The following is a 14,384-nucleotide window of genomic DNA, read 5'->3' as shown; positions in this document are numbered from 1 at the left end:
ACAGGGAAAATCAACGATGCGTAGCCACAAGTTCAAACCGACTCTCCTGGCCGCAACCGCTGCGCTCGCGGCGCTGGCCGCGGCCCCGCAGGGCGCCGCCGCGCAGGACCGCCCGACCGATCCCTCGACGATCGATATCCTCGACGTGCTCGTCGAAAAGGGCGTGCTGTCGCGCGACGACGCCAATTCGGTATTGTCGGAAGCGCGCAAGCGCGCCGAGGCGAACAGCGGCGTCGTGCGCGTGCCTTATGTCCCCGAGGCGGTCCGCAACCAGATCCGCGACGAAGTGAAGAAGGAGGTCGTCGCGACCGCCCGGCAGGAAGGCTGGGCCCAGCCCGACGCGCTTCCCGAATGGCTCAGCCGCTTCCGTTTCTCGGGTGACATGCGCGTGCGCGGCGAACATGTCGCCTTCGGTCAGAGCAACACGCCGCTGATCTATGATATCAACGCGATCAACGCCGATGGCGGCTATTTCGTCGACGACCTGTTGCCGCTGCGCGCGACGACGAAGGATCGCCAGCGCGCCCGAGTCCGCGCCCGTTTCGGCGTCGATGCCAAGGTGTCGGACAAGGTCGAGGCCGGCCTGCGCTTCGTCACCGGCAATCCGAGCGACCCCGTTTCGACGAATGAATCGCTGACCGGCAATTTCGACAAGTTCATGGTCGGGCTCGACCGTGCGTATATTCGCGTGCGTCCGTTCGCCAAGGACGGCCGCTTCGCCGGCAGCAGTCTCATCCTCGGCAAGTTCGACAATCCCTTTTTCTCGACCGAGCTGATGTTCGACCGCGACCTCCAGTTCGAAGGCGCGGCGGCGACACTCGAGGCGCGTCTCGGCGGCGATGACGGCGCACCCTCGGTCTTTCTGACCGGTGGCGCTTTCCCGCTCGAGGAATGGGACTTCACCGGCGACGACAAATTCCTGTTCGCCGGCCAGATCGGGGTGAAGGCCGCGCCCGTCGACGGGCTGCGCTTCAAGGCGGCGGCGGCGCTCTACGAATTCGCGAACGTTCAGGGCCAGTATAATACGCAGGGCCTGCGCGACAATGACTTCACCGCGCCCGACCGCGTCCAGTTCGGCAACTCGGTGTTCAACCTGCGCCAGGACGGCGGCGTCGTGAACACGGTCAAGTTCGGCCTCGCGTCGAAGTTCCGCGTCGGCGCGGCGACCGCACGCGCCGAATTCGACATCAACCCGACCCTCGTCGGCGCGCTCGATTTCGAAATGCTCAAGAATTTCGGCTTCGACCGTGGCGATCTCGACGACCGGCTGGTGCCCGCGTCGAGCGGCGACATGGCGTGGAACGCGCAACTGTCGATCGGCCACCGCGAGATCGCCGAAGCGAACGCATGGAGCCTCAGCGCCGGCTACCGCCGCCTCGAAGCCGATTCGACGCTCGACCTGTTCACCGACTCCGATTTCGGTCTCGGCGGCACCGACCAGAAGGGCTTCGTCGTCCGGGGCAGCTGGGGCCTTGCCAGGAATTTCTGGCTCTCTGGCTCGTGGTTTTCGGCGCGCACCATCGACCTTGTCGACCCCGCGACCGGCACGGCCGCGCCGCCGATCGATACCGACGTCTTCATGCTCGACCTGAACGCGAAGTTTTGAGGGATATCGTGATGAAAAAGCACATCATCGGGCTGTCGCTCCTCGCTCTGGTTCTCGCTCCCGCCGCGCGCGCGCAGGATAATGCGGCCGCGGGCGGCTGCATCGTCGCCGAGCAGGCGCAGCAGCTGATCGATACGCTCAAGCAGCGTAACGACCAGCTTCGCGACATGTCGGAAAAGATGCGCGCGATGGAGGCCGAGGTTGCAGCGGCGCGCAGCGCCGCCGGGCAGATCGAGGCGAGCCGCAAGGCGATCGTCATTGCCGCCGACAAGAACCGCGAACTGCGAGAACTCGGCGACGCGATCATTGCCGATTACGAAAAAATGGGCCTCGGCAAGAAGGTGGCGGCGGGCGAGCCGCTGACCGGCCTCTATCGCGTCCGGCTGGAGAACAAGTTGCAGGAGTTCAGCGACCAGGTCGCGGCGCTCGGCTTCTATCCCGAGCGCGACGCGGTGCCGGCCACCGGACCGGCGCCGTCCACCCCCTGATCCGCACACCCTCCGCGCGTACCCCTTTCCCTATCGATCCCGAGGACTCGTCATGCTGACCCCCAATGCCTTCATTGCCCCCGCCCGCAAGCGCATCACCCGTTTGAGCCGCGCCGCGCTGGCGGCATCGGTCAGCATCTCCTCGCTGCTGGTCATGGCTTCGCAGCCCGCCGTCGCGCAGGAAGCCGGCACCCTGCCCGGAACGCAGATCCTGCAGGGCGGGCGCTGGACGGGTGCCAAATTGCCGACCGTGGCGCAGGGGAACACAGGGCTGGTGATGACGATCGAGCAGGAGCAGAAGCGCGCGCTGCTCGACTGGTCGCGCTTCGACGTGGGCAAGAACGAGGAGGTGCATTTCCAGCAGCAGGGCACCGACTGGATCGCGCTCAACCGCATCTTCGACAGCAAGCCGAGCGAAATCGCGGGCAAGATCACCGCCAAGGGTCAGGTGTGGTTGCAAAATACCAACGGCATCATTTTCAAGGATGGAGCACAGATCAACGCGCACAGCATCCTTGCGACCGCGCTGCCGATCACCGAGAACCAGCTCTATAACGGGCTGCTTTCGGGCAACGGGGTGATCCGCGGCCAGGCCGCCAATCCGCTCTTTCCCGCCCAGAATATCGGCATGGTGCCGCGCCCACCGGTCGGGCTCGATCCGAACAGCCTGCTCGGACAGGCGCCGGCGCCTGTCGCGGGTGAGCGGACGAGCGTCATGGATTTCCTTGCGCGCGCCGCGATCCGCATCGCGATCCTGCGTAAAAACGGCATGGAGGGCGTCGACCAGTATAATTCGGGCTACGGCCTCGACACGCTCAGCTATTACGACGCCGCGAAGGGCAGATACGTCTATTTCGTCGATCCCGACTTTGCGAACGTCGGCCTCGGCGCGGTGCTCGAAAGCATCATCGCCACCATCGACGTGTCGAAGATGGGCGAGTATAATTATTCGGATTTCACCAACATCACCCAATTCTGGACCGGGTCCAGCTGGCAGGGGATCCCCGCGGGATCTCAAACGATTCCGCAGGCCCTGCGCGACGAGGTCGCGGCGCAGATCAAGACGCAGTTCGTCGATCAGTACAGCGCGCGCCTCGCGACGACGCAGCAGAACTACGCCAATTATCTCGCCAATTCGCGCATCACGGTCGAGCGTGGCGCGACCCTGGCCGCCAGCTCCTCCGACAGCGCCAGCCCCGGCAAGATCATGCTGTTCGGCCCCAATGTATCGAACGCCGGCAAGCTGACCGCGCACGACGGGCAGGTGTTGATGGCGGCCGGCGAGGAGGTCAAGCTCAGCGCCGGACAGGCGTTCACGAACTCGGCGCGCGGCGGCCTCGCGGTCAATGTGATGGCGACGCCCATCAACGATGCCTATGGCAGCTACCCCGGCATCCCGTGTTGCCGGCCCGAAGCGCGTTTGGAGTGGGAGGCAGACTATCTCCGGCGCGCCCGCGACGTCGGAATGACCGTCGCGAATAGCGGCGAGATCCTCGCCGATCGCGGCGCGGTGACGATGGTCGGCGCCAATGTCGACCAATCGGGCGCCATTCGCGTTACCAACGGTGTGCGCCAGCGCAACGGAACCGTCGTGCTGCAGGCCAGCCATGGTTTCATGCTCAGCGACTATTCGGTCGGCGGCAATTATTTCGCCGGCAAGGTCACGCTGGGTGAAGGCAGCGTCACCAGCATCACTCCCGACACCTCCGACATCACCGGTCTCGCCGCCGACAGTTTCGCCAAGGGGCGCGTCCTCATCGCAGGTAACGAAATCGTCCTCGAGAAAAATTCGAGCGTCATTTCGCGCAGCGGCGAGGTGGTAATCCACGCCAGCCCGAGCGGCGTCGGCGAACGCGGCGGCAGCAGCCCGGCCGCCACCGATGGTTCGGTCCAGGAAACCCGCGGCGACAAGGGCAGTTTCGTCATGAAGTCGGGCGCGCGGATCGACGTGTCGGGGCTGCGCGATGTCGAGCGCAGCGTCGCCGACAATAGCTTTGCGGTCGAGGTGCGCTCGAACGAAGTGTCGGCCTCGCCGAAGCAGCGCGACGGTATCCTCGTGGGCGAGACCGTCTATGTCGACCGCCGCGACGGCGCGGCGATCGTCGACTGGACCGGCGCGCTCGCGGGCGAACAGCGCACCGCCGAACAGATGTCGGTCGAAGGCGGCAATGTCCGTATCCGCGCGTCCGAATTCGCCATCGTCGAGGACGGCGCGACAATCGACGTGTCGGGCGGCAGCACCAGATATACCGATGCCGAAGTAACCGTCACGCGCCTGCAGGACAGCTTCGGGCGCTTTCACAATATCTCCGACGCCGATCCGAACCTGCGCTATGTCGGGATCAGCAAGGCGACGCGGCTCGAGAAAGGCTATGTCGAGGGCTCCGACGCGGGGGCGGTCGAATTGCTGTCGGGCAGTTCGCGCCTGTTCGGCAAGCTCACGGGCGACGTTGTCGTTGGTGACCGCCAGATCATGGGGGCGCTCGGCCAGATCCGGGCGCCGCGCGTTCCCGCCGGCGCGGTCGGGGCGAGTCTCGTCGGCGCAGCCGGCATGCCCAAGGCGGGATCGGCGACGCTCCACCGCGGCGGACCCGAATATGGTCCCTGGTCGTCGACCTACAGCTTCGTCGTCGCCGACGAAAAGGCGTTTACCGGCACGCTGTGGACCGAGACCGAAACCAACGGCCCGTTCGTTGAAAGCGATCCCATGCTGCTCGATCCGTTCGCGGTCGGCACCAGCCATGGCGACCAGAGCTATAACGAGGGCGATCCGCTCTGGACGTCGAAGGGAACCTATGAAAACGGCCAGCCGCGCTGGGTGTCCTACATCGAGGATGATTTCTTCTCGGGCATGGGCGACGTCGTCCTGGGTTATGGCAGCGGTCATCAGACCCAGACGATCAATCCCGGCGTCTCGATCCGTCTCGCGCCGGGTGGCGGCTTTTCGACCAGTAGCGAAAATGGCGTTGGCCGCGTCGGCAACAATGTCTCGATCGTCGCGCCTTCGGGCAATATTTCGCTCGGGGCCGCCAATGGCATGACGATCGGCAGCGATGTTCTGCTGTCGGTCGCGGCGCCGTGGATCAACGACGCCGATGCGCCCGCCAATGCGATCCGCGGCTATGTCGACGGCGGGACGATCAGCTTGCTCGGCTCGACGCTCACCGGCGACATCACGCTCGATGCCGGCGGCGGCGGCTGGTACCAGCGCGTCAGGCCGGGACAGAACAGCCAGGGACAGGGTGCGTCCACGCGTTTCAACGAGGGCGATTTCCGCCTGTTCGAGGGCAAGGGCGGCAAGGTCGAACTGGGCGGCGGCGGCCAGACCGTCGGCGCGATCCTCGACTTCGCCGATATCAGCCTTGGCGGTCTCGGCGGTGGGGGCATGCTGGCGCTGCTTGCATCGGGCGATGTCGTCGTCGGGCCCGCTGGCGGCTCGGCAGGCGAGGCCGAATATATCGACGAGACGCTGTTCCGCGACATGGGCGTCGGCAGTCTTGCGCTGGGCGCCGACACGCTGACCATCGCTTCGGGCGCCAACCTGCTGTTCCAGACGCGCAACATGCGCTTCCGCGGCCGCGCCTATGACGTCGCGAGCGGCACCGACCTTCGCGACGTGACCGACCTCACGCTCCTGCCGCCGCATTTGCGCCAGGGAGGCTCGCTCCAGCTGCTCGGTGACGCGATCACGATCGAAGCGGGCGCCCTCGTCGAGGTCGACCCGCTCGGCAGCATCCTGCTCGATGCGTCGCAGATTCGCGTCGACGGCACGCTGCGCGCGCACGGCGGTTCGATCAACGTTGGCGGGACGTCCGCATCGACCATCCATCTTGGCAACGGCGCGCTGCTCGATGCAACCGGCATCGCCCAGACGGTGAAGGTGCCGGGCGGCGCCGACGGCCGCGGTTTCTGGTACGACGGGCGGATCGTCGACGGCGGCACGGTTGCGGTGCAGGGCGCCCATGTCGTCATGGACGTCGGCGCGACGATCGACGTGTCGGGGACCAGCGGCCTGCTCTCGGTCCTCCAGCCCGGCCGCTATGCGGTGGTCAAGGTGAACCAGGTGATCGGCAGCGACGCCGGTGCGATCGATCTCGATGCCGACAGCGGCTACCTGCTCGGCAACCTGCGCGGCGAAGCGGGCAGCCAGTATAATTATGGCGGCAAGCTCGCGATCGCCGGCGGCCTCGACGGCAAACTGCTGCTTCCCGAATATACCGACTGGTCGACCGGTGATACCGGCCTGCAATCGATCCTCGACAATTTCCAATATGCCTTCTTCCCCGAACCAACCCCCGAAGCGCCGGTCAGCCTGCGCCAGTTTTTCCTGGACAATTACAGCTGGCTCGAACCGCAACTCGGTTTCGGTGCCGGTGATATCGAGGATATCCAGATCACCAGCATCGCCCAGTTCACCGATTTCATGCGCACGGTGCTGGGCCCGCTCGTCAAATATAGTCCGTCGGACGCCGACGGAGCGCTGGTGCTCGATGCCGACATGACGGCGGTGCCGAACATACCGCCGCCGAGCCGCTATGCCTTCCCCGAGGGATATGAGCCGGCCGACATGGCCGCTTTCGACCGCTCGATGACCTTCGTGCTCACCGCGCTCGGCGGCGTCCAGAATCCGGCGGGTCTCGGTCGCGGCTCGCGCACGACGGTCGGCGCGAACATCCTGCGCGACATGAAGCGTTTCGATACGCTGTCGATCGCGGGCAAGCTGGAATCGGACCAGGCGATCGATATTTCGAGCCAGCGGGTGCTGACCGTCGCGGGCGGATTCAACGGTACGCAGGACATGTCGTTCAGCAGCGGCAACGTCTATCTGACCGGCGGCGGCGGCATCGGCTTCGCGCCGAAGGCGGCGGCGAGCGGGACGCTGACGGTTTCGGGCGAGACGCTCGAGATCGCCGGCAAGTTCGAGGTCGGCGGCTTCGGGAAAGTCGTCATCGCGGCCGAGGGCGACATGCGCGGCGGCTTTGGCGTGGTGGCCGGACAGCCGGTCCCCGAAGACGGCGACATCACCCCGGGAATCCACACGACCGGCGACCTCGTGCTGCGCGCGGCGCAAATCTATCCGACCACCGACGGCGTCCTTCGCTTCGATTCCGATCAGAGCATCCGCGTCGAACAGACCGGCCGCCGCGCCGCGCCGCTGTCGGCGGGCGGAACGCTCATCCTCGAAGCGCCGAAAATCGAGCAGGCGGGCACGCTGCGCGCGCCGTTCGGCGAAATCCGCCTGACCGCGACGGGCTATAATATAACCGACGAGAGCGGCGCGGAGACGTTCGTTCCGGGCAGCGTCGCCCTGCTTCCGGGCAGCGTCACGTCGACGGCCGCCGATGGCCGGACCATCCTTTATGGCTACACCTATGACGGCCAGAGCTGGTATTCGCCGACCGCGGCGGGCACGCCCGGTTCGACCGAATTGTCGACCCCGCCCGAAAAGCGTGTTTCGCTGAGCGGCGATATCATCGACGTCCAGGAAGGCGCGACGATCGACGTGTCGGGCAGCGGCGATGTGCTCGGGCTCGAGTTCGTCGCGGGCCCGCTGGGACAGACGAACATTCTCGACGCGTCGGGCAATTATGCGATCGTCCCGGCCTATGGCAACGACATCATCGCGCCGATCGATCCGCTTTATAATCCGGGCACCTCGAGCGACACGGTCAACAGCGGCACCGCGGCGGGCTATCTGCCGCTCGGTTCGTCGGTGTGGCTCGCCGCGTTCGACGGCAACCCGGCGGGCTGGTACACGCTGCTCCCCGCCGAATATGCGCTGACCCCGGGCGGCTACCTGCTCTCGCTCGCCGGCGGTACGCCGATGACGACCGAGGCGCGCCGGGCGTCCGACGACAGCTTCCTCGTGCTCGGGCGCCGCGGCCTGTCGGGCACCGGCATCACCGACCAGACGCTGTCGACCTGGCGCCTGACGAGCGGCAGCGACGTGCGCAAACGCTCCGAATTCTTCGAAACCTATGGCAACAGCTTCTTTTCGAGCGAGCGTTTCCTCGAAGGGCTGCTGCGCTCGGGCAATCCCTATAACGCCGATCCGCGCCTGCCGGTCGACGGCGGCTTCCTGACGCTCGCGGCAAACCGCTCGCTCGAACTCGACGGCACCATTCTTGCCGGCGGCGCCAGCGGCGTGAAGGATGCCCGCGGCGGGATCGTCGATATCACCTCGGACAATATCGTGATCGCGGCGCCGGGCACCGACGTCAGCGACCTCGCCGGTTATCTGGTGCTCGATCCCTCCAAGATTTCGAACATCGCCGAAAGCCTGTTGATCGGCGGCGTCCGCCGTCAGGGACAGGGCGGCCTCGAAGTCGTCACCGGCCAATATACGCGTGATTCGGCCGACGAGGTCCGCTCGCCCGAAAAGAGCGTCGGCGCCGAAAATGTCGTGATCCGTACCGATGGAGCCAACCCGCTGACCGGCACCGAACTGCTGTTCGCCGCGAACCAGAGCGTGCGCGTCGAAGGCGGTTCGGTGATCCGCGCGCAGGGCGACGGCGCGGACGCGGCGAATATCGCGATCGCGCCGAGCATGCCCGCCTATTTCAACCAGCAGGGCGAGCTGGAAGCGGCTGCGGAAGATCGCGGCGGTGCCTTCCTGCGCGTCTCTAACCTCGGCGATATCACCGTGTCGCGCGAGAATGTGCAGAGCGTCGCGGGCGACATGATCGTCGAAGCGGGCGCCGTGCTCGAAGCGGCGGATTCGGTCCTGCTCGACTCGACCGAGAACACGATCGTCGGCAATGGCGCAGTGATCAAGGCCGATGCGATCACCGCCGCGGCGGGGCTCGTCAGCCTCGGCGCGGTACCGCAGGGCGCCGACGGCCTCGTCTTCTCGGGGGCGACGCTGGCTGGGCTGGCCGCCGCCGACAAGCTGACGCTCAAAAGCTACTCGAGCATCGATTTCTACGGCGATGTTTCGCTCGACCTGACCGGTCGCGTCGCGCTCGATGGCGCGGCGTTCGTCTCGCGCGGTGAAACGCCGGGCAATGTGAGCATCACCGCCGGCACGATCGAGCTTCGCAACAGCGATGCCGCGGCGATCGATGCCACCGGCAACGGCGGCACCCTGGCGCTGGGCGGCAAGAATATCGTGATGGGTGAAGGCGAGATCGATTTCGCCTTCGACACGACGACGATCGATGCCGAACAGCGGGTGATCTTTGCCGGCCTCGGCGAAAACAGCTTCGACGGTGCGCTCACGATCCGCGCCGCCGAGATTACCGGCGAGAGCGGCGCGGGCCATGTCGTGAGCGCGGCCGGCGCGGCCGAACTGCTCGGCAACGGCCGCACGGCGGCGCTTCCTGCCCTCGCTTCGGCGGGCGCGCTGCTCGATTTCCGCGGGACCGATGTCCTGATCGATGCCGCGATCCGCGCCGGATCGGGCACGGTGCGCGCGACCGCGAGCGAAGGTGACGTCCGGTTGGCCTCGGGCGCGAAGATCGACGTCGGCGGCGCCGATGTGTCCTTCTTCGAAGTTCAGGGCTTCCTGCCCGGCGGCAGCATCCAGCTCACCTCGGTCAACGGCGACACGCTCGTCGAGGCAGGTTCGCTCCTCAACGTGTCGGGCGGTTCGGCGGGCGGCGACGCGGGCGCGGTGGCGCTGTCGGCCGGCCGCGGCGTCGTCATGCTGGATGGCACGCTGAAGGCCGACGTCGCTGATGGCTACCGCACCGGCAGCTTCGCGCTGACCACGTCGACGCTCGACGATTTCGGCGGCCTCAACGCCAAGCTCAACGACTGGGGCTTCTCGCGGCGCCGCGACTTCGCCATCCTCGACGGCGATGTGCTGCTCAACGGCACGACGCGTGTCGATGCGCTGCGCATCGTCACCGGGAACGGCGATATCACGGTCGCGAGCGACGCCATCCTCGGCAGCGACAGCGCAAAGGGCGGGACGATCCTGCTCGCGTCGGGCGGCGATCTGACCGTCGCCGATGGCGCGCGCTTCGACGTGAGCGCGAAGGGCGCGGACCAGCGCGGCGGTTCGGTCGACCTGCAGGTTGCGGTCGGCGGCAATATCGATGTTGGCCATGCATCGCTCGACGTTTCGGGCAAGGGCAAGGGGCAGGGCGGCACCGTGCGGCTGCGCGCGGCGCAAACCGGCAACGACATCGCCGTCACGCGCTGGGGCGCCGATGTTTCGGGCGGCGATACGCAGCTCGAGGCGTTCCGCGTCTATGATCTGGCCGATGCCGACGGCGACGCATCGAACGGCCATCTGGCCGAAATCGACACGGCGTTGCAGCAGCAGGTGATCGCCGATGCGACGGCGTTCATGGACGCCAATGGCACCGGGATCCGGGCGCGGCTCGGCCAGACGGGCAATGCCGCCTTCCAGCTCCTGCCGGGGATCGAACTGCGCTCCGAGGGCGACATGGACCTTGTTCACAACTGGAACTTCAAGAATGCGCGCTTCGACGGGAAGGGCGGCGTCCTGACGCTGCGCGCCGGGGGCGACCTGACGATCAACGCCAACCTCTCCGACGGCTTCGTTGACGGGCATGCGACCCCCGATACGATTTCGCCCGAGGGCCTGCCCTATGGCTGGACGCCGGGCTCGGCCCCGCTTCCCGACACCCCTGCGTCCGATTTCACCAACGACGACAGCTGGAGCTACAACCTCGTCGCGGGCGCCGATTTTGCCCAGACCAATGTGCTGTCGACGCAAACCGGCAGCGGCGGTGCGATCGAGGTCGGGGGGCTGGTGCGCACCGGTACCGGCGACATCAATGTCGCCGCCAGCGGCGACCTGACCTACGAAAAGGCTTCGCTGATCAATTATCAGGGCAGCTGGAACGAATCCGATCCGGCGACCCGGATCACCGTTCCGAAGGGGACGCCGGTCGCCGACGGCACGATCCTGAAGCCGACGAGCTACGCCTCGGCCGACGGTGCCGGGCGGACCATCTACCCCGAGCTTCCGGCGGGGACGATACTGCGCAAGGGTACGAAACTGCCCGCGGGGACCGAAATGCCCGATGGCAGCGTGCTCGCGGCGGATACGGTGCTGACCGCCGATGTGACGCTGGCCGCCGACACGCGTTTCCCCGGCGAAGTCGTCATCGCCGGCAAGACCTATCTCGGCGGCGACCTCGTCTGGGAAATCGCGTCGAACCGGTCGAACGACCCGAGCGCGCCGGTCCAGATGCGCGTGCCCGCTTCGATCGCCGGTCTTGGCGACCTCGAGGTCCGGGTCGTGGTTGGCGGCACCGGCGATGTCGCGCTGATCCTCGCCGACGGGCGCTATATCCCGGACAACATCACGTTCGGTTTCGAGGACGTGCGGCCGGTCGAGATGGTGAACGGCGCCATCTATACCGTCGGCGTCGAGGATGGCCCGGTTGGCAACTTCATCGACAAGACGCACGTCGGTTTCTCGAGCAACAATGCACCCGGTATCATCGCGCACCGATCGTACATGACCAGGGGCGGCGACGTAAATGTGAACGTCGGCGGTGCGATCACCGGTGCGGGGACGATCCTCGAAAATTACCGCTGGATGGTGGCAAGCGGCTCGACGCCAACGACCGCGCTGTTCGGCTACAGCTATCCGGGCAAGGACCCGAACGCGCTGTTCAACATGGAATATGCGCAATATCAGGCCGACCAGACCGGCCAGACGGCGCTGTCGCTGCTGGCCGACCAGTTTGCGCAGGGCATCGGCGCACTGGGCGGCGGAGACATCAGCATCACCAGCGGCGGTGACGTCGACAATCTGGTCGTCGCGCTGCCGACATGGGTGCGCGTCTCGGGCGGCACGGTCGACATGCCGGCCAAGACGCTGCATCTGTCGGGCGGCGGCGATCTGGTGATGAGCGTCGGCCAGAATATGAAGGGCGGCCTCGTGCAGGTCGGCAAGGGACGCGCGACGATCGACGTCGCGGGCAGCGTGATCGCGACCGATCAGCGCACCGGGATCGGCCTCGCGCTCGACAACGCCGCCTATCTGCAACTCGCCATCGACGATGCGCAGCTCAGCCTGCAGGCGGGCGGCGACGTCAATCTGCGCGGCGTATCGTCGATGCTCGGCGTGACCTCGCTGCCGCTGTGGCTCAGCGGGCGCTATGGCAGCAGCGGCAATCAGCCGAGCTGGCTCGGCTACACGGCCGACACCAGCTTGCGCGTCACCTCGCTGGGCGGCGACATCAATTATCGCACCCAGTCGGGCGCCAACGGCGGAGTGAATATACTGCCCAGCCAGACCGCCTTCGTCGCGACGGCGGGCTCGATCAACTTCGGGATGGAGGACAGGGCCGGTGACCGCGTCATCGTCGACATGTGGCCCGACACGCGGCTCGACCTCCTCGCGCAGCAGAATATCCAGTTCCGCCTCGCGGGCAATTACGACGGTGCGGGCTTCACCATCGGCTATGCCGACCCGCTCTGGGTGCCGCGCGCGATCAATCCCGGCGGAAACAACTTCGGGATCGGACTGTTCCAGTCGACGGTCACGCAGGATCCGCTGAACGGTCACTGGATGTTCAACCAGGCCGGGCCGGGTTACGGGATCGACGGGCCCAACGTCCACAGCGGTTCGTCGAGCTACAGCCGCATCTATGCTGCGCAGGGCGACATGATCGGCTGGAACGAGGGCTATGACGTCGATCCGACCGGCGGCAACGGCATGCATGGCGGCACCTTTACCTTCGGGCACGAAACGCGGCTGAAGGCGGGCGGCGACATCCGCATGGGCGACATTACCTTCATCACCCACGACGGCAGCGACGTGCCGGTGATGGAGGCTGGCGGTTCGATCTATCTGCCCGACGCGGTGCTCTATGGCCCCGGACGCCTGTGGGTGCAGGCCGGCGACGAAATCTGGATGGGCCGCACCGAGGGGCGGGGCATCCGGGCGCGCGAGGCGTACAGCATCGTTCCGACCGCGGCGCCGCTCAGCGGCGGCAGCATCAGCGTGCTCGCCGGGATCGATCAGGAACCCGAGTATCAGGCGTTTTTCGACTATTATCTCGATCCCGAGAAGGTCGCCGATGCGCCGGTGTGGCTCCGCCAGTATTTCGTCGAAGGCGATCGCGAGGGGCTGACGGTCTCGACCGATGTCGTGCTGGCCGACGGCCGGACGCGGACCACCGTCTATGCGATCGAGCTTGTCAATTACATGCGCGAGATGGCGGGAGAGGCCCCGATCCCGACCGAGGCGCCCGACGCGGTCAGCGGCAGCCGTCCGATCACCCGCGGCAAGCTGGCCGCCGCGATCGATCCGGCCGAATATGCCGAAGCGCTGGCCGCGTTCAAGATGCTCGACCCCGTGCTCCAGCGGCCGCTCGCGGTCCGCATCCTCAACGCCGAGTTGAAGACGGCCGGGCGCGAGGCGGTGGGCCGCTCGCCCGAAACCGACGGCCGCTATGTCCGTCAGGGCGACCCGACGCGCGGTTATGATGCGGTGGGCCGCCTCTTCCCCGGGGCGCAGCGCAAACCGGGCGAGACGCTGGCCGAAGGCGAGCATCGCTGGACGGGCAATATCGAGATGATGGTCAGCCAGATCCGTGGCGAAAGCGGCGGCAATGTCGACCTGCTCGCGCCTGGCGGCTCGATCCAGCTTGCCAGCCTCGCGATCTCGAACACCAATCCGGGCACCGCGGGGATCGTCACCCAGCGCGGCGGCGGGGTCAATGTGGTCACCTATGGCGACTATATCGTCAACCAGAGCCGCACGATGACCGCCGACGACGGCGATATCCTGATCTGGTCGTCGTACGGCAACATCGATGCCGGGCGCGGTCGCAAGACGTCGCTCTCGGTGCCGCCGGTGGCCTTCCCGATCAATGCCTGGGGACAGACCAACATCCAGCTTTCGGGCCTGCCCAACGGCGCGGGTATCGCGACGCTTGACCAGGTAGACGGCAAGCAGGGCGGCGACGTTGACCTCTATGCCTTCAACGGCATCGTCAACGCCGGCGATGCGGGCATCCGGGCATCGCGCGACCTGTTCGTCGGCGCCGTCGAAATCCGCGGGCTCGACAACATCACCGTGGGCGGGGAAACGAACGTCGACCTGACGACCGAGGAAGGCTCGGTCGGCCCGCTCAACCTCGAAAACTTCGCCCAGTCGGCGGAGGACGATGCGCTCGACAAGGCGTTCGACATGGCGGCCGAAGTCGAAAAACTGCGCACCGTCCGCCAGACGATCCTGACCGGCTCGGTCGTCAGTTTCGGCACCGACGACTGCGTCGAAACGGCAACCAATCGCTGCCCGGTCGATCGAGACTGATCGGGCGCGGGCCGGGAGGGAAGGGTCGTCCCTTCCGGCCAAC

General features: G+C 66.6%; 3 protein-coding genes. All 3 read left to right on the top strand.

The window, feature by feature from the left end; genetic code table 11:
* Positions 1–16 precede the first annotated feature (16 nt).
* Genes FHR22_RS19865 through FHR22_RS19855 form a run of 3 tightly spaced genes read left to right on the top strand, consistent with a single transcriptional unit; the run spans position 17 to position 14,341 of the window.
* Entirely contained in the window at positions 17–1,606 is a 1,590-nt protein-coding gene (locus tag FHR22_RS19865) for a putative porin (RefSeq protein WP_166945511.1), read from the top strand.
* 11 nt (positions 1,607–1,617) lie between these two features.
* The gene (locus tag FHR22_RS19860) at positions 1,618–2,094 is read left to right on the top strand and encodes a hypothetical protein (RefSeq protein WP_166945509.1); all 477 of its coding nucleotides are present in this window, start codon (positions 1,618–1,620) and stop codon (positions 2,092–2,094) included.
* Positions 2,095–2,146: 52 nt separating this feature from the next.
* Entirely contained in the window at positions 2,147–14,341 is a 12,195-nt protein-coding gene (locus FHR22_RS19855; protein WP_166945507.1) for a filamentous haemagglutinin family protein, read from the top strand.
* Positions 14,342–14,384: the final 43 nt, after the last annotated feature.

Source organism: Sphingopyxis panaciterrae (assembly GCF_011762125.1).
In the GTDB taxonomy this organism is placed as follows: Bacteria; Pseudomonadota; Alphaproteobacteria; order Sphingomonadales; family Sphingomonadaceae; genus Sphingopyxis; species Sphingopyxis panaciterrae.
Note: the sequence above shows the minus strand (reverse complement) of the source record. Positions and strands in the feature narration are given on the sequence as shown.

Coding starts and splice junctions, on each gene's coding strand:
- FHR22_RS19865 (WP_166945511.1), top strand. CDS start 17: ATGCGTAGCCACAAGTTCAAACCGACTCTCCTGGCCGCAACCGCTGCG.
- FHR22_RS19855 (WP_166945507.1), top strand. CDS start 2,147: ATGCTGACCCCCAATGCCTTCATTGCCCCCGCCCGCAAGCGCATCACC.
- FHR22_RS19860 (WP_166945509.1), top strand. CDS start 1,618: ATGAAAAAGCACATCATCGGGCTGTCGCTCCTCGCTCTGGTTCTCGCT.